Raw genomic sequence first — 25,224 nt, forward strand, 5'->3', positions numbered from 1 at the left:
CAATGTTTGCACAGTTGGCTTCACCCCCCAAGTTTCATGCCCTGGCCAGTTGGCTGTGGGTGTGGCTACTCGCAGCGGGTATGCTGCTGCTGGGGTTTGGTTTGTACACGGGTTTGTTTCTGGCACCTGTTGATGTTCAGCAAGGCGAAGTGTATAGAGCCATTTATGTGCATGTGCCCGCCGCCTGGATGTCGATGTTCCTGTACTTGGTGGCCTGTGGCTACGCGGGTTTGAATTGGGTGTATCGCAGCGATGTATCAGCAGTCATGATGCGTGCGCTGCTGCCCACCGGTGCATGGATGACTGTGTTGGCCCTGCTTACCGGTGCGCTGTGGGGCAAGCCCACCTGGGGCACCTACTGGGTGTGGGATGCAAGAATGACCTCGGAGCTTTTACTGTTGTTTATCTACTTGGGCCTCATTGCCTTGGGCCAACTGACCACCAACCCGGCCAAGGCCGATCGTGTTTTGGCTGTTGGGCTGTTGATTGGCGCAGTGAATATTCCCTTGATTTACCTCTCGGTGGTTTTCTGGAATACGCTTCATCAGGGTTACAGCGTGTCGATGAGTGGCAGCCGAATTCACCCCGACATTGCAATGGGCATGTGGCTCAGCGTGTTGGGGTTCTGGTTGATTTGTGCCAGCACGGTGTTGAACCGCGCGCGGCGTTTGTTGGTACAAAGGCGTTGGTTGTAAAGGGCAGAAGGCAAAACAATGATTCTTGATGCATGGCAAACAATTTGGGCTTGCGTGGGTTTAAGCTTTTTGATCCTGGGATTGGACGGTGTGTTGGCCAGCCTGGCGGGGCCCAGCAAAACCGATTTGGTTCGTCAAAAAAAGCGAGACAATCGAATGGTCGGGCTTGGGAAAGGAGCAAACAATGAGTAATGCGCGCGCGCATCGCGCGGCCTGGCTGGCAGCCATTGTTGTCGTGGCTTTGGGTTTTGGTATTGCCTTGGTTAAAGTGTTTAACGAGAACCTGGTTTTTTTCTACACCCCCACTCAAATACTGGGTGGCGAAGTGCCCACAGGTGAAAAAACCTATCGCCTGGGTGGCATGGTCGAGGTGGGCAGCGTTCAACGCGAGGCCGACTCATTAAAAGTTCGTTTCGTGGTTAGCGACCTGAACAACAAAGTGCCGGTTGAGTTCAATGGCATTGTTCCGGATTTATTCAAGGAAGGCACAGGCGTTGTCGCAGATGGCCAATGGGACGGCACCACATTCAAAGCCTCTGAGGTGTTGGCCAAACACGATGAAGACTACATGCCGCCCGGAGTTAAGCAGTGATCGCGTTGATATCCCAGTTCAGTTTGGCCTTGGCCACCGTGTTGGCCTTGTTTGGCGCAGTCGCTGGTTTCGCCGCAGTGCGCGGGGTGTATAGCCATGCTCCGGCAGTCCCTTTGTTGAACTCGATCCAACGCAATGTGCTGCTGGTCTCTGGGCTCGTCGGTATTGCCTTTTTTGGTTTGGTCTGTTCCTTTGTGATCAGCGACTTTTCAGTTCGCAATGTGGCTGAAAATTCCAACCTGGCGCTGCCGGTTTTTTACAAGGTGGCCGCAAGTTGGGGCTCTCATGAAGGCTCGTTTTTGCTGTGGGTGCTTATGTTTGCGGGTTGGACCCAAGCCGTGGCCTGGGCCAAATTTGAAGTGTCGGCTTGTTTCAAAGTGCGCGTACTGGCCACCTTGCAATTGGTGCTGGTGGGTTTTCTGCTTTATTTGTTAATTGCCAGCAATCCCTTTGAATACCTGTACCCCACACCCGTCGACGGGCGAGACCTGAACCCGCTGCTGCAAGACATCGGCATGATCATTCATCCGCCCCTGTTGTACATGGGTTATGTGGGCTTCGCAGTAACCTTTGCCTTCGCAGTGGCTGGTTTGCTGGAGGGCCGATTCGACATGACCTGGGCGCGCTGGAGTCGCCCCTGGACCAATGTGGCGTGGGCGTTTCTGACCATGGGTATTGCCTTGGGAAGCTGGTGGGCTTACCGGGAACTGGGTTGGGGTGGTTGGTGGTTTTGGGACCCGGTCGAAAATGCATCTTTGATGCCTTGGCTGGCGGGTACCGCGCTTATTCACTCACTTGCTGTTTCAGAAAAACGCGGTGCTCTGAAAAGCTGGACCTTGCTTCTGGCGCTCACCACCTTTGCCTTGTCCCTGCTGGGTACATTTCTGGTTCGCTCGGGTGTGCTTACCTCGGTGCATGCTTTCGCAACAGACCCTGAACGTGGCGTGTTCATTCTCGCCTTGTTGTTTATTGTGGTGGGCGCTTCTTACATTTTGTATGCGCTTAAAACAGGTGAGGTGGGGCAGGGTGGCAATTTCAAGGCCACTGGTCGTGAGTCGCTGTTGCTGTCCAACAATGTGCTCATGAGCGCTGCCTTGGTGGCCGTCATGTTGGGTACGCTTTACCCCTTGGTGGTCGAGGTGATCGGCGGGCGGAAAATGTCAGTGGGGCAGCCTTATTTTGAAGCCATGTTTGCACCCATTCTATTGCCCGCGGTGTTGCTCATGGCCTTGGGCCCCGATTCGCGCTGGCGCGAAACCTCGTTGGCGCAATACATCAAGCCCGGGGCCGTAGCGCTTGCTGTTGCCGCGCTGGTGTTGTTGGGAGCAGCGCTGTTCAACGGCTATTTCAGCCTGTTGTGGGCTGTGGGTGTGGTGTGTGCAGTGTTCATGGCGGTGGCCACGCTGGCTCATGCTGCGGTGGCCACGCGCAAAGCAGGGGCAAGCATTCCTGAAAGTGGTTTGCTGTATCGAATTCGCCGTTTGTCCCTTTCTTATTGGGGTATGGTGCTTGCGCATTTGGGTGTGGCCGTGTTTGTGGTGGGTGTCAGTTGGGTAAAAACCTTCGAGACTGAAACCGATGCCGTGCTCAAGCCAGGAGAAATTTCTGAAATTGGCCCATGGCGAGTTACGTTCATTGGTGTTGATTCTGTGCAAAGGCAAAACCATGTGGCTGCTCTGGGCGTGTTCGAGTTAACGCGTGGTGATGGCACGGTGATCCACTTGCTGGAACCCGAGAAGCGTCGCTACCAAAGTTCAGAGCAAATCATGACTGAGGCAGCCATTCACAGTGATTGGTTCTCCGACGTGTACATCGGCCTTGGCGATGCAGTTCAAAGCAGTTCAAACTCCGGGGCGTGGGGCGTGCGCCTGTATTACAAGCCATTGATCAACCTGATTTGGTGGGGTTGTGCCTTGATGGCACTGGGTGGTTTGCTTACCGTGTTTGATCGCCGTTACCGGCCCAGAAAGAATGCGGTGGCGGCATGATCAAGAAACGCTTGCGCCTGTATTTGCCAATTTTGGTTTTGTTGTTTTTGGGTGTGTTTTTGCTGCGCGGTTTGTGGCTTGACCCCAAGAAATTACCCTCGGCTTTGATTGGTAAGCCTGCACCTGCAGTCGTGTTGCCCGTGCTCAGCTTCAACGGGCCTGAAGCCGGTGCAGCGCAAATTGCCGACATTCAAACACTGCAAAGTATTGATGCCTTGAAAGGCCAGCCTTGGGTACTGAATGTGTTCGCATCGTGGTGCCAGGCTTGCTTGGTGGAGCACCCGCATTTCATTGCTTTGGCAAAACAGAAGAAAATCAAGTTGGTGGGTTTGGCCTACAAAGACGACCTGGCCAACACCCGCCGTTGGCTGGCGCAATACGGTAATCCTTATGACTTGATCCTGATAGACCAGCAAGGCCAGTACGGCATTGAGTTGGGTGTGTATGGCGTGCCCGAAACTTTTTTAATGAGCGCCAACAACACCATTATTCACAAACAAGTGGGGCCAATTCCCGTTGATTATTTCGACAGCATGGCACTGCCCGCAATAGAGGCTTCCCGATGAATGTGAATGACCTGAATGCAGCAGAGAAAGAACAGTACAAAGAAGTGGCCAGCGAGTTGCGTTGCTTGGTGTGCCAGAACCAGTCGCTGGCTGATTCTCATGCCTCTTTGGCAGTCGATTTGAAAGACAAAATTGCCGAGCAAATTCGTGCTGGCAAAACCAACGAGGAAATTAAAAGCTACATGCAGGATCGCTATGGCGAGTTTGTGATCTACAAGCCCGCTTACAGCATGGAAAATGCGGTGCTGTGGTTGGGGCCTTTTGTGGTGTTGCTTATTGCCGTGGTGCTGGCGCGCAAGGTTGGCAAGGGCTACAAAATACCCAAAAATGAAATGCCCCCTACCATGGCTGGCGACAGTGACTGGGCCGAAAAACTCTACGACGACGCAAGAAAGCGCGAAGCGAAGAAATAAAAAACCGAACCCGGTTCACCCAAAGTTCGGTTTTTTACATCAATCCAAAAACCCTCACTTCAAAGGCTTGTAACGCACTCGCTTCGGCCGCGCACCTTCTTCACCCAGCCGCTTGATTTTGTCAGCTTCGTATTCCTGGAAGTTGCCATCAAAAAACACCCATTGCGAATCGCCTTCACAGGAAAGAATGTGTGTAGCAATACGGTCCAGGAACCAGCGGTCGTGCGATGTCACCAGCACAGTGCCCGCAAATTCCAGCAGCGCGTCTTCCAGCGAGCGCAGTGTTTCCACGTCCAGATCGTTGGATGGTTCGTCCAGCAGCAACACGTTGCCGCCGGAAATCAGGGTTTTGGCCAAATGCAAGCGACCACGCTCACCACCTGACAAATTGCCAATCAGCTTTTGCTGGTCGCCACCCTTGAAGTTGAAGCGACCCAGGTAAGCGCGTGAGGGCATTTCAAACTTGCCCACGGTCAGAATGTCGGCACCATCGGCCACGCCATCGAACACTGTTTTGTCGTTGGGCAGTGAATCGCGGGCCTGGTCAACCACTGCCATGCGCACAGTTGAGCCAACTTTGATTGAACCACTGGTGGGCTCTTCTTTGCCCGCAATCATTTTGAACAGGGTTGATTTACCCGCACCGTTGGGGCCGATTACACCCACAATTGCACCCGGTGGAATCTTGAAGCTGAGGTTGTCGATCAGCAAGCGGTCACCGAAGGCTTTGCTCACATTTTCAAACTCGATCACCTCATTGCCCAAGCGCTCGGCCACGGGAATAAAAATTTCCTGTGTCTCGTTGCGCTTCTGGTATTCGTGGCTAGACAATTCTTCAAAGCGTGCAATACGCGCTTTCGATTTCGCCTGGCGTCCTTTCGGGTTTTGGCGAACCCATTCCAGTTCTTTTTTCAAGGCTTTCTGGCGTGCGCTTTCGCTGCTTTCTTCTTGCTTTAAGCGATCTTGCTTTTGGTCCAGCCAGGAACTGTAATTGCCTTTCCATGGAATGCCAGATCCACGGTCCAATTCCAAAATCCATTCGGCCGCATTGTCCAAAAAGTAGCGGTCGTGGGTTACGGCCACCACAGTACCTGGGAACTTGTGCAGGAACTGCTCAAGCCAGTGCACCGATTCAGCATCCAAGTGGTTGGTGGGTTCGTCCAGCAGCAACATGTCTGGTTTGCTCATCAGCAGGCGGCACAAGGCCACACGGCGTTTCTCACCACCGGAAAGCGTGGCCACGCTGGCTTCCCAAGGGGGCAGGCGCAGTGAATCGGCTGCAATTTCCATCAGGTGTTCGGCATCGTTGCCCGCAGCGGCAATCACTGCTTCCCACTTGGCTTGTTCTTCAGCCAGTTTGTCGAAGTCTGCTTCAGGGTCGGCGTAGGCGGCGTAAATTTCCTCCAGCTTTTGCTGGGCCATGCCCAGTTCACCCAAACCTTCTTCAACGGCCTGGCGCACCGTGTGTTCGGGGTTCAGTTCGGGTTCCTGGCTCAAATACCCAATATTCAAATTGGGCATGGGCACTGCTTCGCCTTCAATGTCTTTGTCCACACCAGCCATAATTTTCAGCAGGGTGGATTTGCCGGAGCCGTTCAAGCCCAGCACACCAATTTTCGCGCCGGGGAAAAAGCTCAGCGAAATGTTCTTCAAAATCTGGCGCTTGGGGGGAACAATTTTCCCCACGCGGTTCATGCTGTAGACGTACTGGGCCATTCGGTTTCCAATTCAATAGGTTTAACGTTGCCGCAATTTTAAATCATCGCAGGCAGTTGGGGGGTTAAAGCTTGGCGTTCTTTGCTGGCCTCACCCAGCAAGGCCATGCCCAGCAGTGCACCGTCTTTGTTTTTGAACAAGGCTTTCACACCGTTGTCATCGGCTGTTATTTCCCATTCACCAACATGCTCGGGCAGGGGTGGGTTCACCACCGCAGGGCAATCGGGCGTTTTAATGCTGACTGGCATCGCAGGGAATTTGATTTCAGTGGGCTTGCCTGCAAGGGTTTGCGCCATGGCGCGTGCGGCTTGCATCACGGGCATAATGTACGGCAACACGAACTTGCCCAGGTATTCGGCGCAGTCGCCCAAAGCGTAAATGTTGTTCTTGCTGGTTTGGCCAAGGCCGTTCACCACGATGCCGCGCGCCACTGTAATGCCCGCATTTTCGGCCAGTGCAGTGCGTGGCTTCAAACCGACGGCAGATAACACCAAATCGGCTTGGGTTGTTTCGCCGGTGGAATCAGTCAGTGTGTAGCCAGCCCTGCTCTTCACGATGCTGTTTACAGTACGACCCAGTTTCCAGCTCACGCCTTTTTCGGCTAGTTTGTTTTGCATGAAGGTACTGGCTTGTTCAGGCAGTAGGCGGGCCAGGGGACGGTCTGCCAAGTCAAACACCGTGGTGTGAATATCCGCCTTCAGCAAATCGTTGGCAAATTCGCAACCGATCAAGCCCGCACCCAACACGGCTACTTCTTTCTTGCCATCCAGCAGTTTTCGAAATTCTGCATAATCATTCAAGTCATTCACGCTGATTACGTCGCTTGCGCCATCGCCTTCAATCGGAAGTTTGATGGTGTCGGCACCCAGAGCCAATACCAAGTTGTCGTAGCTGAACTCGCCTGCGCTGCTTGTCAGTCTGCGCGATTCGGCATCCACCGCGCTCACGGTGGCGTTGGGCACCAGTTCAACTTTCTGTTGTTCGGCAAATTTTGCAGCAGGCGTCATCACCAGGCTCTCGGCTGTTTTGCCACTGGCCAGCGCATTGCTCAACATGGGCTTGGAGTAAAAGTCACCGCTGTCTGCGGTGATCAGCCGAATCTCCGCCTCGGGGTCGGCTTTGCGAAGTTCTCGAACCAAGGTCCAGGCGGCCACGCCGCTGCCAATGATGGTGGTGTTCATAGTGTTAATCCTGTGTGTTGCACGTGAGTTTCAATAGTCAATTTCTATAATTGAAGCTTATTAATCACGAATCGCTATCGTAAACGTTGAGTATTGGCATTGTAAGCGGAATCCAAATGTATACGGCTGTTTACCAAACAGAGTGGCATTGGTTAAGATGCGCGTAGACATTCGATTTTCAAGCCATATTCTCAGGTAGGCTTGCTACATTCCTTTATTATCAAACGACTTCTACACAATACACATCAAAGGGAGACAACTTTGAGTACATTTGATCGCATCGGCACTTCTCGTTTTATCAAAACCGCGGCCTTGGCTTTGTCAGTGACTGTTTTGGCCGCTTGCGGATCAATCACAGGCGTCAAAGACATTCCCGAGTACCTCGATTCTGATTTCGAGCATGTGGGTCCGCGTGATTTCATCACCAATATCGATCTGGCCCGCATCAAGCTGGGCATGTCGCCGCTTCAGGTCCAAAACCGATTGGGCATGCCCATGTTGAGCGCGAAAGATCAAGACGATCGCTGGGACTATGTGTTGAAAAAAGGCCAGGGAGCCAGCGAAGAGTTTGTGCCCTATGCGGTTTACTTCAAAGATCAAAAAGTGGTGCGTTTGGCGCCATTGACGCCACCGCCCGCACCTGTGGCTGAAGCTCCTGCCGAGGCGCCGGTAGTTGATGCGTCTGCTGTTGCAGCGCCTGAGGCCAGCGCTGGCGAAGTCATGGCCCCAGAACCCAGTTTGGCTGTTGGCGCCGATGTGGGCGATGCGGCTGCCATTAACGACATGTTGAGCAACTGGGCTGCCGCCTGGTCGTCTAAAGATGCAAACGGGTATCTCGGTTTTTATGCCAGCACTTTTGAGCATGGAAAGAAATCTCGTGCTGCTTGGGAAAGCCAGCGTCGTGCACGCTTGTCTGATAAAGAAACAATTTCTGTCAGCGTGTCCGATGTGCAAATTGACGTTCAGTCCGAGGCCTTGGCCACTGTCAAGTTCAAGCAAGAGTATTCATCAAATCGCTACAACGACTCAGGCATTAAAGTTTTGACTCTGTCCAAAGCCAGTGGTGCTTGGAAAATTCAACGCGAAGAATTTCAGAAGTAATTTTTGAACCAAAGAAAAACCCCTTGCTGCATTAAGCAGTAAGGGGTTTATTTATTGAATCTGCAAGAAAAAGTTACTGTTCGAAAATCTGGATTTTTCCGCAACCATCCAAACGTTCGACCAAATCGCTGCCCATCAGCTTCGATGGTGTGTAGGCACCGCCAGCAACATTCTTTTCCATCAAGATGAAGCTGGCCACTGCCAGCGATCCCATCACGGTCAAAGAATATCCATTGGCAGTTTTTACCCGGGCAACCACCTTTTTACCTTCGGCATTCGTGGCTTCGCCCCACACATACGCAGGCATTTTGGCGCGTTGTTCTTCGTTGGGACCTTCTACTTTCGCAGCCTGTTTTTTCAGAATTCCCTGAACCAGAGACATGCCCAGAATAGGGCGGGCCAGGTTTGCAGCACGCATCATCCGTACCGATTTCGGTGAGGAAGGAATGTACACCTCAATATTGCGAATGCCGGTGCTGTGGAATGCAGTGGACACGTCGCCCCAGGGAATCGTGACCGCAAATTTGGTGCCGTTGCCAAAATTGATTTCGCGAGTGCTGTAGCCCAAGCCCACTGCCTTGATTTCACCTTCTTCACGAATGCGGCCGCCCAGCTTCATGGCCTCGACGGTGGTTTTCGCAGTGCCTGCTGACAAGCCACTGCGGGAATCAAAACCCAGGGCCAGGTGTGTGGCATCAGGCAATAACTCATGCAGGCGGGCAGCCACGCAATCGGTTGGAATCACATCGAAGCCAACACCCGGACACAGCACAATTTTTTGTTTGCGTGCCTTGCCGCTGAGCGACTGGGCGAGTTCGAACACCGAGATTTCACCGGTGATGTCAAGGTAGTGTGTTTTGGTTTGCAGGCAAGCCATCATCATCGGCTCGGCTGTTTCTGAAAAAGGGCCTGCGCAATGCAAAACCAGGTCAACTTCATTCAAGCCTTCAAGCACTGCGGCTTCATCACTCAACGAGAAGACACGACTTGGCAAGCTTAGTTTGTTGGCCAAGGCGGTCACTGCCGCTTCATTGCGGCCAGCCAGAATGGGGCGCATGCCGCGTTTGGCCGCTTCACGTGCAATCATTTCACCGGTGTAACCATTGGCACCGTAAATCATCCAGGGCATTGCGTCTCCTAAAGCGCTTTGGAGCCCTTAATCGGGCTCCCTTGTTGTTTTGTTCAAGATTCCAGTTTGGCTTTCACGCGGTCTAGAAACGTTCCAACCTGTGCATCGAATTCCGATTTCACGATACCTTCCGCAATCCCTTTCATCAGGCGGGGCACCGGCATTTCGAACTCGCCAGTTGAGCGGAACGAGATTGTACATGCCTTGGGGCTGTCTTCCTTAATCACCCAACCGCCAGCCACAGTGGCATTGCCTTCGCCCGGAACGGGGTTCCAGTCAATCTTCGATTTGCCATCGTTGGTGTACTTCACCGCGTACTTCACCTGATGGGAAATACCTGCTGCGCCAATCTTCGCCATTTCCCAGCGCCACACTGCATCGCCCAGGTCAACAATCTTGTCCAGCTTCGGAAACAGGGCCACGGTGTCGGCAACATCAGCCAACTGGTCAAATGCTTTCTTGGCACTGCAGGCCACTTTGAACGACTTTTCGATTTTCACATTCACGTTAACTGCCATATGTCCCTCGCTTTTTATTGTGGATGTTGTACTGCATGGGGTGAAGTGTATCGGTTAATTGGCGCGCTTGTTAGCCCGATGAGGCAACTGGGTGGCGCTTGATTGGGGGCTTGTGAAATCTCGTGAAATACCGGGTTCAACTAAAAACAGCCGTGTTGCGCCGCACTTAATCATAGATTCCTTTAAATCGTTGTGTGCATTGCTTCTTGCCTGTTTTGTTGCGAATGCATGTTGCAGTGCAAGGTAAATCATTGATTTTTTTCGAATCGAGGCTCTAGAAAAGTCGGTGTTTTTTTGGTGCAATGAGGTTGACAGTTGTTCACTGAAAGCGCATGTTACGCCTCAGTAACTTTGAAGTAACTTTGATGACATTCAAGGGGTATAAACATGTCAAATTCACTTTTCGCCGTTTTCTCAGCAGTTGTGCTGATCGGCCTCGTCTACAGCGGTGCAAACCTGCTGACCTTCACCGCTGCCATTGGCGCATCCGCTTTGGGCTTCTATGCTCTGGGTGGCTTGGGTGAGTTGGGTCTCATTGTGTTTGCCGCAATTTACCTGCCGATCGCCGTAGTTCTCAACGTGCCAGGCCTGCGCCGTGGTGTGTTGACAGCGCCAATTTTCAAGGCATTCAGCAAGGCCCTGCCTGCCATGAGCCCGACTGAGAAAGACGCGCTCGAGGCTGGCGACACCTGGTGGGAAGCCGAAATGTTCGGTGGCAAGCCAGATTGGTCCAAGCTGATGAATGTGAAGTACACCGAGCTCACAGCAGATGAAAAGTCTTATCTCGACAACGAGACTGAAGAGCTTTGCAAAATGCTCGACGACTGGAAGATCACTTTCGAGCTGAAAGACCTGCCGCAAGAAGTGTGGGATTTCATGGGCAAGAAGAAATTCTTCGCCATGTTGATCGCCAAAGAACACGGCGGTTTGGGTTTCTCTCCCTACGCACAAAGCTGCGTGGTCGCGAAAATTGCAACCCGTTCATTGACCGCATCCGTCACCGTGATGGTTCCCAACTCCTTGGGCCCAGGCGAGCTGATCATGCACTATGGCACGCAGGAACAGAAAGACTACTGGCTGCCACGCTTGGTAGACGGTCGCGAAATTCCATGTTTTGGCCTGACCGGCCCTGAAGTGGGTTCGGATGCGTCTGCCATTCCTGACACTGGCGTGGTTGTGAAGCGCGTGGTGAATGGCAAGGAAGAATTGGGCATCGTATTGAACTTCAGCAAGCGCTATATCACCTTGGCACCTGTGGCCACTGTGGTTGGTCTGGCATTCAAACTGAAAGATCCAGAAGGCTTGCTGGGCGACAAAAACAAGGTCGATTACGGCATTACCTGCGCCTTGCTGCCCGCCAATACACCCAACGTTCAAATTGGCCGTCGCCACTTCCCCGGCGCGGTGTTCATGAACGGCCCCATCATCGGTAACGACGTTTACATTCCACTGACTTCCATTATTGGTGGTCGCGAAATGGCCGGCAAGGGCTGGAGAATGCTGGTGGAATGTTTGTCAGCCGGCCGTGGTATTTCATTGCCAGCTTTGTCCGCTGCCTCTGGTTGGGGCATGTACCTGGCCACTGGCGCTTACGCCCGAATTCGCCGTCAGTTCAAAATGCCGATTGGCCGCTTTGAAGGTGTTCAGGAAGCAACCGGTAAAATTGGTGGTCTCACTTACAAGCTGGAAGCATCACGCGTGTTGACAGCAACTGCCTGTGCAGAATGTGCGCCGTCTGTTGTCACTGCGATGATGAAGTACCACATGACCGAAATGATGCGTGAAATTATTCTGCGCTCTATGGACGTACACGGTGGCCGTACCGTTATTCTTGGCCCACGCAACTACCTTGGTCAGGCTTACCAGGCCATGCCAGTTGCCATTACTGTTGAAGGCGCCAATATCATGACTCGTAACTTGATCGTGTTTGGTCAGGGTGCCATTCGTTGTCATCCTTGGGTGCTGAAAGAAATGCAGGCCGCCCAAAACCCGAACAAAGAAGAGGGTCTGCGTGATTTCGACACCGCTTTCTTTGGTCACTTGGGTCACATTTTCAACCGTGCCATGCGTGCCTTGGTGTTGGGTCTGACAGGTAACCGTTTGGCGAAAAGCCCCGTGAGCGGCCCAATGGCTGATTATGCAAAAGCCATTGAGCGCCGTTCTGCCGCCCTGGCATTCACGGCCGACGTGGCCATGGGTGTATTGGGTGGTGAACTAAAGCGCCGCGAGCGTTTGTCGGCCCGCTTGGGTGACGTGCTCAGCCACCTATACATGGCCACAGCCGTGCTGAAGTACTTTGAAACCAATGGCCGTTTGGCGGATGAACTGCCACACGCGCAGTGGGCGATCGAAGATTCATTGTTTGAAATCGACAAAGCATTCACCGAGTTCAACCGCAACTTCCCCAACAAGGCTGTTGGCAAACTGCTGAACTTCGTGGCCTACCCATTGGGCATGGGCAAAACCAAAGGCCCAAGCGACAAGGTGAACGCCGAAGTGGCAGAACTCCTGATGACTCGCAATGCTTTCGCAAATCGCTTGCTCGACAAAGTGTTTGTGGGTGAAGGTTTGTCCGACCCAACTGGCCGCATTCTGGAAGCAGCTGACAAACTGTTGTCGATTGAACCTGGTTACAGCAACTTCCTGAAGGCGGTGTCTTCAGGCAAGGTTGTTGGAGAAGGTCTGGAAGCCCAGTTGAAAGACGCTGTGGCCAAGAACCTGATTAGCCCCGATCTGGCCCAGGGTATTCGCGAGTACGAACCAATTCGTTTCGATGCGATCCTGACCGACGACTTCAGCAAAGACTACTTGCGCACCAATGGTCAAATTCCTGACGAGATCATTGAAGCCAAGCCAGTCACGGAGTACAAGGCAGCTGCTTGATTTTAAAGGGCAAGTTTTTCGGCAATATTTTGTTGTAGCAAAAACATCGAAAGGCCTCGCGAAAGCGGGGCCTTTTTTGTTACTCGTTCAGAATTTTTTGCGCTATGCTGAATGCATGGCAATTGAATTGATTCGTGACAATCGTTTTGGTGCATTCTTCTGGACGCAGTTTCTCGGCGCGTTCAACGACAACCTTTTGAAATTCGCGGTTACGCTTGCAGTCACCTACAACGATGCGCTTCGCGGCAGTTTTTCCCCCGGTTTGCTCATCAATCTGATAGCGGCACTGTTCATCCTCCCCTTCGTTATTTTCTCTGCCACCAGCGGACAACTTGCCGACAAATTCGACAAAACCAAAGTCATGCGATTGGCCAAATGGCTTGAGCCGCCGATCGTATTGATCACCGCCGCTGGCTTTTTGTTCAATTCGGTTGAACTGCTCATCCTTGGCGTATTTTTGCTGGGCACGCAATCCGCATTTTTTGGTCCTGCAAAATATGCCTATTTGCCTGAACAACTCAAGTCGAGCGAGCTGGTCATGGGCAATGCCTTGGTCGAGTCTGCAACCTTCATGGCCATTTTGCTGGGGACAATTGCTGCCGGTAGTTTGATGAGTCAGGAGGCCGGTGATGTTGCTGTCTACATCGTGTGCGGGTTTGGTTTTTTGGTGGCCCTGTTGGGCGTATACCAGGCGCAGCGCATGCCCTTGACACCATCGCATTCACCTGATTTGGAGGTGAATTGGAATTTGTTCACGGAAACCTGGCGCAATGTCAGTTTCGCAACCAATTTGCCCAAAGTCTGGCCCGCCTTGTTGGGAATTTCCTGGCTGTGGTTTGTGGGGGCAACCTATTTAACCCAGTTCCCGCTGCTGTCGAAAACCCTGCTCAATGCCAGCCCGGGTGTGGCCACTGTTCTGCTTTTCGCGTTTACCGTGGGATTGGGTATCGGCGCATTTTTGTGCGAAAAATGGTCTCGAAAACGCATCGAAATGGGTTTGGTATTGTGGGGCCTGGTCGTGATGATTCTGGCCGGAGTATTGCTGCATGGCGTGTTGGTGGCCTATCAAACCAATCCGGATCAACAAACCGTGGTCGAATTTTTTAGTCAACTGAACAACCTGGCTGTGCTCGGGCTATTTGTACTGATCAGTGTTGGCGTGGGTTTGTACAGCGTTCCCCTGTACGCCACCATGCAAGCTTTTGCGCCCAAGGAAAGCCGCTCGCGGGTGGTCTCGGCCAACAACATCATCAATTCTTTTTTCATGGTGGTTTCCGCCGGGTTCGCCATCGCCATTTTGCTGGCCATGCAAGGCGAGGTGCTCTGGGTGTTCACAGCAGTCACTGCCATCAATGTGGTGGTTTTGGGCCTGTGGTTGTTCAAGCAGCCTTATGTGGTGCTGCGTGCCCAACTGTTGTTGAAAGTGCCAGGCAAACAGTTGCCACGCATTGAAAACATGGATCATCTGGGCGATTCGGGTGGCAACCTTATCGTGTTCCCAACTTTGCTTCATGAGAATTATTTGCAGCGCATGGCGGGTTTGCCCATCGAAATGACAGTGGTGCTTTCCGGGCGGTTAAAACAATCCAGGTTTGTGAATCGTTTGCGCAAACACGGCTTCGTACTCGAGTTCAGCAAACTCTCTGAAATTGATACTCAAAAGGAATTAATCAAGGCGATCGCGTCACATATTCAACAGGGCAGGTCGATTGCCATCGACAAACCCATGTTTGAACTGCTGCGCAAACAGTACCGCCTTGATGACATGCCAGGCGTGTTGGCCAAAAAGGGCGTGGTCATGAATGTGCTGGAGTTTATGGAAGAGCAGGTACAACAAAAAGTTCAAAAAAGTGCAATTTCTCAAACAGTCTGGCGTCTAAACAAAAGAGAGGCTCTAACCGCTTCAGGGGTTTGATACCCCACTAGATAGGGAGATAGTGGTAACAGCAAAGTTAACTAGAAAGTGTTGCAAGCACCAAAACAGCACAAAAATGTAAACAAACAAGCTGGCCTGTTTTTTGCAACTTTTTCGAGAGATGAAAGTGAACGCTTTGGGCGCGAAATAGGTTCACGGCCGAAGCAAAAGGCAAAGAAGCGTTGTGCAGGAGGACATCATGAACACAGAGCTTGAACCGCGTGATTTGAATTCCAGCGATTCTGACATTTTCGGTCAGTTTCAGTCTCGTTTTGCAGCTTTGCAGCAAACCGAGATGAGCCTCGAAGAATACCTCGACCTGTGCAAAGCCGACCCCCTCACATACGCCAGCGCGGCTGAGCGCATGCTTCATGCCATTGGCGAACCCGAAGTCATCAACACCCGGCACGATCCCCGTTTGTCTCGTATTTTCGCCAACCGGGTGGTGCGCCGTTATCCGTCGTTCAAAGAGTTCTATGGCATGGAGGAGGTGATTGAAAACATCGTCGCCTATTTCCGCCATGCCGCCCAGGGTCTTGAAGAGCGCAAGCAGGTGCTTTACCTGCTGGGCCCTGTGGGCAGTGCCAAGTCTTCACTGGCCGAACGTTTGAAAGCCTTGATGGAGCAGCAACCAATCTATGCTTTGAAAGGCTCGCCAATTAACGAATCCCCATTGGGTTTGTTCGACCCGACCCAGTTTGGTGCCTCGCTTGAAGACAAGTACGGCATTCCTCGCCGTTACTTGACTGGCATTGCCAGCCCTTGGGCCACCAAGCGCCTGGCTGAATTTGGCGGCGACCTGCGCAAGTTCCGGGTGGTTCGTTTAATGCCTTCCACCTTGAATCAAATTGCGATCGCCAAGACTGAACCTGGCGACGAAAACAATCAGGATATTTCAGCACTGGTGGGCAAGGTCGACATTCGCATGTTGAACCAGTTCAGCCAGGACGATCCCGATGCCTACAGCTTCAGTGGTGGCCTGTGCCTGGCCAACCAGGGTTTGCTTGAATTCGTGGAAATGTTCAAGGCACCTATCAAAATGCTGCACCCCTTGCTTACAGCCACGCAAGAACGCAACTTCAAAGGAACCGAGGGTTTTGGTTCCATTCCGTTTGACGGCATCATTCTGGCCCACAGCAATGAATCGGAATGGCAGCAGTTCCGCAACAACAAAACCAATGAAGCGTTTCTGGACCGGGTATACATCGTGAAGGTGCCCTACTGCCTGCGCGTGTCCGAAGAGGTGAAAATCTACGAAAAGTTGCTTGAGCATTCTTCGCTGAACAAAGCACCATGCGCACCCGGAACCCTGAACATGATGGCGCAGTTCAGCGTGCTAACGCGTTTGAAAGAACCTGCAAACAGCAATCTGTTCAGCAAAATGCGCGTATATGACGGTGAAAACCTGAAAGACGTCGACCCGCATGCCAAGCCCATACAGGAGTATCGGGACCAATCCGGGCCCGATGAAGGCATGAACGGTTCTTCCACCCGCTGGGCTTACAAAGTATTGTCCAAAGTGTTCAACTTCGACCACCATGAAGTGGCAGCCAACCCCGTGCATTTGTTGTACGTGCTTGAGCAACAGGTGATTAAAGACAACTTGCCCGAGGAGCAAACCCGCAAGTACCTTGATTTCATCAAGAGCTACCTGACTCCCAAGTACGCTGAATTCGTGGCCAAGGAAATCCAGACGGCTTACCTGGAAAGCTACAGCGAGTATGGACAAAACCTGTTCGAGCGTTACATACAGTTTGCCGACAAGTGGATTCAGAACGAAGAGTTCCGCGACCCGGCCACTGGGCAAATTTTCGATCGCGACTCCCTGAACGACGAATTGGTTCGTATTGAAAAGCCTGCGGGCATTGCCAATCCCAAAGACTTCCGGAACGAGGTTGTGAATTTTGTGTTGCGTGCACAGGCCAGCAATTCCGGCACCATGCCCGCGTGGACCAGCTACGAAAAGTTGCGTGAGGTGATCGAGCGCAGCATGTTCTCGAAAACTGAAGACCTGCTGCCGGTTATTTCTTTCGACCACAAAGGCTCGAAAGAAAGCCAGGAAAAGCACGAGAACTTTGTGGATCGCATGGTGGCCAAGGGCTACACCGAGAAACAGGTTCGTTTGTTGGTGGAATGGCATTTGCGCGTGAAAAAGGCGTCCTGATCACGCAAAACGCATAGGGAGTTTGCCATGGGCGATTCAACCATTATTGATCGCAGGCTCAACGGCAAAAACAGAAGCTTGCCCAACCGCGAGCGCTTTATTCGGCGTTACAAGACGCAATTGAAAAAAGCGGTCGCGGATGTGGCTGGTGAGTCGTCAATTTCTGATGTCAGCGGCGATGGGCGCGTGAAAGTGCGCATTCCCACCCGCGAAGTATCCGAGCCGACCTTCATTTTTGGCCAGGGTGGCGATGTAGAGCATGTGGTTCCTGGTAACCGCGATTTCGTACCTGGCGACCGTATTCCACGACCCAGCGGCGGTGGCGAAGGGCAGGGGGGTGGCAAACCAGGCAAAGACGAGGGAGAGGACGGATTCACCTTTGTGTTGTCGCGCGAAGAGTTCCTGAACCTGTATTTTGACGATCTTGAGTTGCCAGAGCTCCTGAAGCGGGAAATTTCATCGGTTAAGCGCATGAAAAGCCGAAATGCGGGTTACTCCCGCACGGGTGCACCCACCTCGCTTTCCGTGCTTCGGACCATGAAGGCCTCGCTTATGCGTCGCGTCGCGCTCGAGCCCAGGGGTGATGATGAGGACGATGACGAAGACGAGAAAGGGCAGCTTGATCTTCTCGAGGATGTGAAGAAGAAGCCCTATGTGCCTTTTCTTGACGAAGTCGACCTGCGCTATCGCAACCGCGTCACCTACCCCGAGCCCTCCACCAACGCAGTCATTTTCTGCCTGATGGACGTTTCTGCTTCAATGGATGAGGCCAAGAAAGACCTGGCCAAACGGTTTTACACACTGCTTTACCTGTTCCTCACTCGCAAGTACGAGGAAGTGAAGCTGGTTTTCATTCGCCACACCGATGAAGCTGAAGAAGTGACAGAGGAAGACTTCTTTTATGGCAAAAAAAGTGGTGGCACGGAAATCATGCCGGCCATGGAGCTGATGCACCACATCATCGAAACCCGATATCCGGGTAGTGCATGGAATGTTTACGTGGCGCAAGCCTCCGACGGGGATGCCACCTCCCGTGATGCGCGGGCCAGCGCGGAGTATCTCTCTTCCAAAATCATGCCGCATGTGCGCTACTACGCTTACGTGGAAACCATGCCCACACCCATGTTCGGCATGGCTCGCGCGTCTGATTTGTGGGAAAGTTTTGAACGGCTGGAAGACAGTTTTGCAGGGCACTTTGCCATGCGCAAGCTGTTCAACCGCCGCGACATTTACCCCGTGTTTCGTGGCTTGTTTGAGAAGAAAGAAGTCGCCTTTGGGCGTTAGGAGTAGCAACAATGGCCCAGCAACTTGACCTGGCCGGCAATGAGTGGACATTTGATCTGCTGCGTGACATTGACACGCAGCTTCACGACATTGCAGCCAACAAATACAAACTCGACACCTTCCCCAATCAAATTGAAGTGATCAGTGCTGAGCAAATGCTGGATGCGTATTCCAGCGGTGCCATGCCCGTGATGTATCCACACTGGAGTTACGGCAAATCCTTTTCGGTTAACGAGCATTTGTACGAAACCGGGCAGCAAAACCTTGCCTACGAGGTCGTGATCAATTCCAACCCCTGCATTTCTTACCTCATGGAAGAGAACACCATGACCATGCAGACGCTGGTGATCGCTCACGCCTGTTACGGACACAATTCCTTTTTCAAGGGCAACTACCTGTTTAGGCAGTGGACCCAGGCCGATGCAATCATCGATTACCTGGTGTTCGCCAAGAAGTACGTCATGGAGTGCGAAGAAAAATATGGTATCGATGCAGTTGAGGAAGTGCTTGACGCTGCGCATGCCATACAGCATTTTGGGGTCGATCGTTACAAACGACGTTTTGAATCCGAGGCATCACTGAAAGTAAAACGCGATGACCTGGCCGAAGAAAAGCGACGCCAGTACGATGAAATCATGGCCAAGGTATCTCCCGTTGAAGCCGCACAAATTGAGCGCCGGCAAGATAACTACCCCCGTGAGCCTGTCGAAAACATTTTGTACTTTATCGAGAAGGAAGCTCCCAAGTTGCGTGACTGGGAACGTGAGCTGGTGCGCATCGTCCGCAAAATGTCGCAGTATTTTTATCCGCAGGGGCAAACCAAGGTTATGAACGAAGGTTGGGCCAGCTTCTGGCATTACACCTTGCTCAATACCTTGTACGACGAGAAACTGGTGTCCGATGGATTCATGCTCGAATTCCTGACGTCTCACACCAATGTGGTTTTTCAGCCCGATTCGCGCGACGGACGCTTCAGGGCCTTGAACCCCTACGCCCTCGGTTTTGCCATTTTCAGCGATATTCGTCGCATGTGTGAAAAGCCCACAGAAGAGGACAAACGCTGGTTTCCTGAAATTGCGGGTAGCGGCAATTGGTTGAAAGCTGTTGATTTTGCCATGCGCAATTTCAAGGATGAATCGTTCATCCGCCAGTTTTTGTCCCCCAAGGTCATTCGAGACTTCCGTTTGTTTGCAATCGCAGATCACAAAACTGAAAGCGAACTGTTTATCGATGCCATTCACAACGACGAGGGTTACAAGCGAATCCGCACCCTGTTGGCAAACCAGTACTCCCGGGAAAGCATGGTGCCCGATATTCAAGTGACTTCCTATGCCCGCATGACAGATCGATCCCTCACACTTACCCACATGAGCCGTCGTGGAAGGCCTCTGAATACGGATGAAGCCGAGAAAACCCTTGCTCAGGTTGAGCGTTTGTGGGGTTTCCCGGTGCACCTGGAAACATCGGATGCGCATTGAAACTCACGTCAGGCAGCAGGCCAAACTAGACCTGTCCGGCTCGGTTGCCCCCTTTGAGATGAAATTGCCTGACATGCCGGCTTCGGTGTGGGCCAGCCCCGACTTGTTGCGCTCTCGTTTTCATCTTGAAGCTGCCCGGTTTTTCGAGTGCGAATCTGTGTTGGCGGTAACCGGCATAGAAAGCGGTATCTCGGCGCTGGCACGTTTGTTTCAAACCTGGTACGGGTCAATGCGGGTGGTGCTAGCCGAGCCCAGTTTTGATCAATGGGACAAACGCTTTCGCCGGGCTAACCATGTCGTACTCGATTGGCCAGTGGATCTTGTGCTTGAAGGGGATATTCCCGAGTGCGATGTGGTGGTGCTGGGGCGCCCGGTCAACCCCACCTGCCAAATGATCAGCATCCAGCAAATCAAGCCCCTGGCCCGAAAACTTCGGGAACAGGGCGGCTGGCTTATTCTTGATGAAGCCTATCTGGACTGGACTGGTGAGGAGTCCTATGCGTCCTTCATCGAAGCAGAGCCGGCCATTGTGCTTCGCTCGGTGGCGCCTTTCTCAGGCTTGGCTGGGGCAAACCTGGCATTTGTGTGCGGCCCCAAGGCTGTGTGTACAGCATTGCTCAACGAAGTGGGTACGCAAGCTGTTTCCTCACCGCAATGGTGGCTGGCATTGCAATATTTTGCAGCAGAAGACTGGAGGGCCAAGCAGCTGATTCGCCTGGATGCGGTGTGTACAAGGCTCGAGTCGGTCTGGCGAGTTCGATTGGGCGAGCACATTCAAATTCACAAAGGTGGTTACTTCATCAGCTTTGCCCATCCTAACAATGAGCAATGGGCTGCCGACCTGGAACATGTGGGAATTCTGGTGCGTGCCTATCCGACTGAAGACAGCATTTTGCGATGCGGTGCACCGAAATCCGAGGCAGATTGGACCCGCCTTGAAAATGCGGTGAACTCGCTCAGCGATTAGTCGTGACGCATCACTTCTTCAATGCCTCGTTCCCGTGGTTTGGTTGAAACTAGCAGGGTTTTCGCCAAGCGGTCTTGGGGGAACTGCCCGTTTTTGTCAAAAAACGAATAAATGAACGCGATGCCCGTCAAATTGAAAAACCAACACAGCACATATCTCAGCGTGGCTTGTGCCAGCCCAACACGCTCTCCGTTTTCCTTCACCAGTCGAATGTGCCAGGTTTTCATGGCAAGGGTTTGGCCACCATGGCGCCAAAACCACACAAAATACAGCCCCAGTACGGCGAAAAACCACCACTGGCGTGCCTCTCGAAGGTATAAGGCATGTCTGCTTTGAGTGAGTGTGTCGAAAAAGTAGCCGGCAATGAATAAAACGCCGAAAAGCAGCATGCTTTCATACAACATGCTTGCAAACCGGCGTTTTCTGCTGGGGCTGATTAGCCCGTTGTCGAGTAGTCGTTCCATTTCGCTATTTTATCGCTGGCGCGCTAGCCAAATGGATGCGGGTTTTAATTCAGTGAAGGTTTGTTGCTTTTTCCCTTGAATTCATCGCGTTGTTTCGGATCCAGGCTTTGATAGCTGTTCCAGCTTGAATTTCGCTCGCCCTGGCGCTTCTCTTTCAGGGCCTTGTAGTTTTCACGGGCCGCCGCTTTTTCCCGCGGGCTTAGTTCGCTCCAGGTACTAACCCGTTCACGCATAATTGCCTGGCGCTCAGCGGGCTCACTTTCATACTTCCTGCCAACCTTTAACCAGCGCTCCTGTTGGGCATTGGTCATGGAATTCCAGTCGTTTTTCAGTGGTGCAAGCAGCTCCTGCTGTTTGGCAGACAGCTCAGACCAGTCAGTTGCAGCCAGCGCATCCGTGCTCTGAACGCAAAGCACCAGAACCAAGCCCAAGGTCATCAATCCGGAATAGAGTCTAGTCATCATCATGCCCCTGAATCCTTAAATGCTAGATCGACGTGGTGAAGTCGGCGGGTAATGAATCCATCCATTGTTCAATTCCGTCTTCCGCTGGAATTGCATTGTTCTTCTGCAACTCAGTGGCGTAATTGATAAAGCCTGGATCCAGATAAGCATCGGGTGGAAGGTCGTCCGACAAAATCGCGGCGTCGAGATCTGCAGTTTCAGAAATGCGAGCGTCGTAGTTCTCCAGACCAAATTGAGCCACCCCGAAAACCGCACCTGCAATGAACAAGGCACTCACCGCCATGGACAAGGCGGGGCGATTGAACCATTCTGAGAACTGTTGGAATAAATCGGCAATCTTGCCAGTATTGGCCTGTCTGGACTTGGCATGCTGCCCGTGTTTCTCGGCATGAAGTTGCACCGATTTGGAGATGGCCAGCTTAAGGCGATCTTGAATGTGGGGCGGAACTTGACCTGCCGACTCATCAAGTAGCCTTTTTACTACATTTGCGGTTAGCCGATCTTCATTCATTCCCGAAACCCCTGTTGCTTCAATACCTGTGCCAATGCCTTTGTCGCTCTGGAGCAGTGCGTTTTAACACTGCCCTCAGAACACCCCATGATCTCTGCCGTCTCTGCCAAGTCCATCTCTTCCCAATAACGCAAGATGAATGCCTGACGTTGACGCTCTGGCAAATTTGCGATGGCTTCTTCGATGGCCGCCATGTTCTGTGATTGTTCAACCTCATCCTGAGCGCTTGCATTCTGAGATTCGTCTTGCGCGAGAAGGTTCTCGAGCACATCGTAATCTTCTTCATCTTTCTTCTGAAAGCTTGAAAACAGCGTTGTCCAGGTGTTTCTGACCTTCTGGCGGCGATGATGGTCCAGAATCGTGTTCTGCAAAATGCGGGTAAACAGCATTGGCAGTTCTTCTTTGGGTTTGTCGCCGTATTTGTCAGAAAGCTTCATCATGCTTTCCTGCACCAGGTCCATGGCGCTTTCTTCATTCTTTACGGCAAAAAATGCCTGGCGATAAGCCCGGTGCGACACCTCTTTCAAAAAATCCTCTAATTCTCGCGTGCTGGCCATAAATGTGTGTGTCGAGGTGGTGTCAGAGGGTTTGGGGGTCGAGGCGAGAATGATTCGCAATATTTAACAATACGGCATGATATCAAAGCCACAAGCTTTTTTCTTGACCCACAGCGGGCTTCGCACTAAGATCTCGTTCTACCCTGTTTTTGTCTCTAGTTAATCAGCATACCCTTGTTGTTTTAGCGAAAGACGCGCTAGGGCGCTGAACTTGTGGTTCAGAAGCCCATGGCCAACCTGCCCGACATAATCGGGTTGTGATCGCCAGCGCTTTGCGACATGTCCACACCCACAAGGTTGTTCATTTTCAAAAAGCCTGTGCCCCACGGCAATGCGATCCAGGACGGCATCCGACCAATGTCCCGTGGATTTTGTCAGGATTTTTTAAAATGGAATATACCGGCGCGGAAATCGTTGTCAAATGTCTGGAAGAAGAAGGCGTCAAGCACGTTTTTGGTTACCCAGGCGGAGCAGTACTCTACATCTACGATGCCATCTTCAAACAAGACGGTTTCGAACACATTCTGGTACGTCATGAACAAGCTGCTGTGCATGCAGCCGATGCCTACTCGCGTTCAAGCGACAAGGTGGGTGTTTGTCTCGTTACATCAGGCCCAGGCTTGACCAATGCTGTTACCGGCATTGCAACTGCCTACATGGATTCAATTCCCATGGTGATTTTGTCTGGTCAGGTGCCCACGCACGCGATCGGTCAAGATGCATTCCAGGAATGCGATACCGTGGGTATCACACGCCCTTGCGTCAAACACAACTTCCTTGTAAAGGATGTGAAAGACCTGGCGCGTGTCATGAAAGAAGCGTTTTATATTGCTCGCACAGGCCGTCCAGGCCCAGTACTGGTCGACATCCCCAAAGACATCACCATTCACAAAACCACGTTTGATTACTCCGAGCCAGTCAAAATGCGCTCGTACAACCCGGTGGTCAAGGGCCACCAGGGGCAAATCAAAAAAGCTGTGCAAATGATTCTGGAAGCCGAGCGCCCCATGATCTATTCCGGCGGTGGTGTTATTTTGGGTGATGCCTCTGCTGAACTGACTCGTTTGGTAGAGTGGGTTGGTGCGCCAACAACCAATACCTTGATGGGTTTGGGCGCATTCAAGGCCAGCGACAAAAAGTTTGTGGGTATGCCCGGCATGCACGGCACCTACGAGGCCAACCTGGCCATGCAAAATTGTGACGTGCTGATCGCTGTCGGCGCTCGTTTTGACGATCGTGTGATTGGTAACCCCAAGGATTTCGCGTCAATTCCTCGCAAAATCATTCACATCGACATCGACCCGTCTTCCATTTCCAAGCGCGTGAAAGTGGATGTGCCCATTGTTGGCAACATCAAAGACGTGCTGGTTGATTTGATTCAGTTATTGGAAGAAAGCGGCAAGCGAGTTGACCAGGGCAAACTGCAAGGCTGGTGGGAACAGGTTGAGAAATGGCGTGGCCGCAAGTGCCTGGACTATGCCAAGTCCGATGAACTCATCAAACCCCAGTTTGTGGTTGAAAAGTTGTGGGAAGTCACCAACGGCGACGCCTTTGTTACATCGGATGTGGGTCAGCACCAAATGTGGGCTGCCCAGTACTATCGTTTCGACAAACCGCGTCGCTGGATCAATTCCGGTGGTTTGGGCACCATGGGTGTGGGCTTGCCCTACGCCATGGGTGTTCAAATGGCCAATCCCGATGCTCAGGTGGCTTGTATTACAGGTGAAGCATCCATTCAGATGAACATTCAGGAATTGTCCACCTGCTTTCAGTACCATTTCACGCCGAAAATCGTGAACCTGAACAACCGCTATCTGGGTATGGTTCGCCAGTGGCAACAGCTGGATTACGGCTCACGCTACTCTGAAAGTTACATGGATGCACTGCCAGATTTCGTCAAGTTGGTTGAAGCGTATGGCCACATTGGCATGCAAATCACCAAGCCGTCAGATGTAGAACCGGCATTGCGCGAGGCCTTTGGCAAGTACAAAGACCGTTTGGTGTTCATGGACTTCATCACCGACCGCACTGAAAACGTGTGGCCCATGGTCAAGGCTGGCAAGGGCTTGTCCGAAATGCTGCTGGGTTCGGAAGAACTGTAAAAAGGAGATGGCAAATATGAGACACATTATTTCCGTTCTCCTCGAGAACGAACCGGGTGCGTTGTCCCGCGTGGTGGGCTTGTTTTCTGCCCGGGGCTACAACATTGAAACATTGACTGTGGCCCCCACCGAAGACGAAACACTGTCGCGTATGACCATCGTGACAGTGGGATCCGATGACATTATCGAACAGATCACCAAACACCTTAACCGCTTGATTGAAGTGGTGAAAGTGGTTGATCTAAGTGATGGTGCGCATATTGAACGCGAGCTGATGCTGGTAAAATTGCGCGCAGTGGGCAAAGAGCGTGAAGAGCTGAAGCGTACCGCGGATATCTTCCGTGGCCGCATCATTGATGTCACCGAGAAAAGCTACACCATCGAGTTGACCGGTAACAAATCCAAGCTGGATGCCTTCCTGGAATCGATCGATCGCACTGCCATTCTCGAAACTGTCCGCACGGGCAGCTCCGGTATTGGCCGCGGCGAACGCATTCTTCGCGTCTGAACGGTGGGCCCAGCCCAGGCAAACGAAT

Annotated in this window: 23 protein-coding genes; 14 read left to right on the plus strand and 9 right to left on the minus strand. The window is 52.3% G+C overall.

The genetic code is table 11. The features are described from left to right. Positions 1-2: 2 nt before the first annotated feature. The 5 genes from ccmC to PY990_RS06535 all read left to right on the plus strand — a co-directional run bounded on the left by ccmC (position 3) and on the right by PY990_RS06535 (position 4,254). Positions 3-695, plus strand: a complete 693-nt coding sequence (gene ccmC / locus PY990_RS06515) for a heme ABC transporter permease CcmC (protein ID WP_105028736.1) — start codon at positions 3-5, stop codon at positions 693-695. Positions 696-879: 184 nt separating this feature from the next. Then, entirely contained in the window at positions 880-1,287 is a 408-nt protein-coding gene (ccmE, locus tag PY990_RS06520; protein ID WP_275270932.1) for a cytochrome c maturation protein CcmE, read from the plus strand. Next, positions 1,284-3,275, plus strand: coding sequence for a heme lyase CcmF/NrfE family subunit (locus PY990_RS06525; RefSeq protein ID WP_275270933.1), 1,992 nt, complete (start codon positions 1,284-1,286; stop codon positions 3,273-3,275). Before ccmE ends, PY990_RS06525 begins: the two co-directional genes overlap by 4 nt. Next, the gene (locus tag PY990_RS06530) at positions 3,272-3,841 is read left to right on the plus strand and encodes a DsbE family thiol:disulfide interchange protein (RefSeq protein WP_275270934.1); all 570 of its coding nucleotides are present in this window, start codon (positions 3,272-3,274) and stop codon (positions 3,839-3,841) included. Before PY990_RS06525 ends, PY990_RS06530 begins: the two co-directional genes overlap by 4 nt. Continuing rightward, on the plus strand, positions 3,838-4,254 hold the full coding sequence (locus PY990_RS06535; RefSeq protein ID WP_275270935.1) for a cytochrome c-type biogenesis protein: 417 nt from the start codon (positions 3,838-3,840) through the stop codon (positions 4,252-4,254). The genes PY990_RS06530 and PY990_RS06535 overlap by 4 nt, the downstream gene beginning before the upstream one ends. A 54-nt stretch (positions 4,255-4,308) precedes the next feature. Here the strand turns inward: PY990_RS06535 and ettA are convergent, their stop codons facing one another. Further along, complete coding sequence (gene ettA, locus PY990_RS06540; RefSeq protein ID WP_105028752.1) at positions 4,309-5,970, minus strand: energy-dependent translational throttle protein EttA; 1,662 nt, start codon at positions 5,968-5,970, stop codon at positions 4,309-4,311. A gap of 38 nt (positions 5,971-6,008) precedes the next feature. Further along, positions 6,009-7,151 (minus strand): NAD(P)/FAD-dependent oxidoreductase, encoded by a 1,143-nt coding sequence (locus tag PY990_RS06545; protein ID WP_275270936.1) that lies wholly within the window; start codon positions 7,149-7,151, stop codon positions 6,009-6,011. A gap of 261 nt (positions 7,152-7,412) precedes the next feature. On the opposite strand from PY990_RS06545, the gene PY990_RS06550 reads away from it, so the two are divergent. Further along, positions 7,413-8,252: an outer membrane protein assembly factor BamE gene (locus PY990_RS06550; RefSeq protein ID WP_275270937.1), complete on the plus strand. Its 840-nt coding sequence runs from the start codon at positions 7,413-7,415 to the stop codon at positions 8,250-8,252. 73 nt (positions 8,253-8,325) lie between these two features. Here PY990_RS06550 and PY990_RS06555 read toward each other — a convergent pair whose 3' ends face one another. After that, positions 8,326-9,381: a saccharopine dehydrogenase family protein gene (locus PY990_RS06555; protein ID WP_168426939.1), complete on the minus strand. Its 1,056-nt coding sequence runs from the start codon at positions 9,379-9,381 to the stop codon at positions 8,326-8,328. A gap of 53 nt (positions 9,382-9,434) precedes the next feature. Then, complete coding sequence (locus PY990_RS06560) at positions 9,435-9,899, minus strand: SRPBCC family protein (protein ID WP_275270938.1); 465 nt, start codon at positions 9,897-9,899, stop codon at positions 9,435-9,437. A 387-nt stretch (positions 9,900-10,286) separates the two neighbouring features. On the opposite strand from PY990_RS06560, the gene PY990_RS06565 reads away from it, so the two are divergent. The 6 genes from PY990_RS06565 to PY990_RS06590 all read left to right on the plus strand — a co-directional run bounded on the left by PY990_RS06565 (position 10,287) and on the right by PY990_RS06590 (position 20,590). Continuing rightward, the gene (locus PY990_RS06565; protein WP_275270939.1) at positions 10,287-12,782 is read left to right on the plus strand and encodes an acyl-CoA dehydrogenase; all 2,496 of its coding nucleotides are present in this window, start codon (positions 10,287-10,289) and stop codon (positions 12,780-12,782) included. A gap of 115 nt (positions 12,783-12,897) precedes the next feature. Next, positions 12,898-14,697, plus strand: a complete 1,800-nt coding sequence (locus tag PY990_RS06570) for an MFS transporter (RefSeq protein WP_275270940.1) — start codon at positions 12,898-12,900, stop codon at positions 14,695-14,697. A gap of 199 nt (positions 14,698-14,896) precedes the next feature. Continuing rightward, positions 14,897-16,861, plus strand: a complete 1,965-nt coding sequence (locus PY990_RS06575; RefSeq protein WP_105029842.1) for a PrkA family serine protein kinase — start codon at positions 14,897-14,899, stop codon at positions 16,859-16,861. A gap of 27 nt (positions 16,862-16,888) precedes the next feature. Next, positions 16,889-18,145 carry a YeaH/YhbH family protein gene (locus tag PY990_RS06580; RefSeq protein ID WP_275270941.1) on the plus strand — a complete coding sequence of 419 codons (1,257 nt, stop codon included), beginning with the start codon at positions 16,889-16,891 and terminating at the stop codon, positions 18,143-18,145. A gap of 11 nt (positions 18,146-18,156) precedes the next feature. Continuing rightward, positions 18,157-19,623, plus strand: a complete 1,467-nt coding sequence (locus tag PY990_RS06585) for a SpoVR family protein (protein ID WP_275270942.1) — start codon at positions 18,157-18,159, stop codon at positions 19,621-19,623. Beyond that, the gene (locus tag PY990_RS06590) at positions 19,613-20,590 is read left to right on the plus strand and encodes an aminotransferase class I/II-fold pyridoxal phosphate-dependent enzyme (RefSeq protein WP_275270943.1); all 978 of its coding nucleotides are present in this window, start codon (positions 19,613-19,615) and stop codon (positions 20,588-20,590) included. Before PY990_RS06585 ends, PY990_RS06590 begins: the two co-directional genes overlap by 11 nt. Here PY990_RS06590 and PY990_RS06595 read toward each other — a convergent pair. The 5 genes from PY990_RS06595 to PY990_RS06615 form a co-directional block, all read right to left on the minus strand. Then, positions 20,587-21,054 (minus strand): RDD family protein, encoded by a 468-nt coding sequence (locus tag PY990_RS06595; protein ID WP_275270944.1) that lies wholly within the window; start codon positions 21,052-21,054, stop codon positions 20,587-20,589. The genes PY990_RS06590 and PY990_RS06595 overlap by 4 nt on opposite strands. Positions 21,055-21,098: 44 nt before the next feature. Continuing rightward, on the minus strand, positions 21,099-21,521 hold the full coding sequence (locus tag PY990_RS06600; RefSeq protein ID WP_105028764.1) for a DUF3106 domain-containing protein: 423 nt from the start codon (positions 21,519-21,521) through the stop codon (positions 21,099-21,101). Between the two features lie 19 nt (positions 21,522-21,540). Next, complete coding sequence (locus tag PY990_RS06605) at positions 21,541-22,029, minus strand: DUF3619 family protein (protein WP_275270945.1); 489 nt, start codon at positions 22,027-22,029, stop codon at positions 21,541-21,543. Further along, complete coding sequence (locus PY990_RS06610; RefSeq protein ID WP_275270946.1) at positions 22,026-22,586, minus strand: RNA polymerase sigma factor; 561 nt, start codon at positions 22,584-22,586, stop codon at positions 22,026-22,028. The genes PY990_RS06605 and PY990_RS06610 overlap by 4 nt, the downstream gene beginning before the upstream one ends. 218 nt (positions 22,587-22,804) lie before the next feature. Next, complete coding sequence (locus tag PY990_RS06615) at positions 22,805-22,936, minus strand: hypothetical protein (protein WP_008251157.1); 132 nt, start codon at positions 22,934-22,936, stop codon at positions 22,805-22,807. A 39-nt stretch (positions 22,937-22,975) separates the two neighbouring features. Here PY990_RS06615 and PY990_RS06620 point away from each other — a divergent pair, with 39 nt between their 5' ends. Together PY990_RS06620 and ilvN are read left to right on the plus strand one after the other, a co-directional pair. After that, positions 22,976-24,688, plus strand: a complete 1,713-nt coding sequence (locus tag PY990_RS06620) for an acetolactate synthase 3 catalytic subunit (protein ID WP_105028766.1) — start codon at positions 22,976-22,978, stop codon at positions 24,686-24,688. Positions 24,689-24,704: 16 nt separating this feature from the next. Next, on the plus strand, positions 24,705-25,196 hold the full coding sequence (ilvN, locus tag PY990_RS06625; protein WP_105029844.1) for an acetolactate synthase small subunit: 492 nt from the start codon (positions 24,705-24,707) through the stop codon (positions 25,194-25,196). The last annotated feature ends 28 nt before the right edge of the window (positions 25,197-25,224 follow it).

Source organism: Limnobacter olei (genome assembly GCF_029087225.1).
GTDB lineage: Bacteria > Pseudomonadota > Gammaproteobacteria > Burkholderiales > Burkholderiaceae_B > Limnobacter > Limnobacter olei.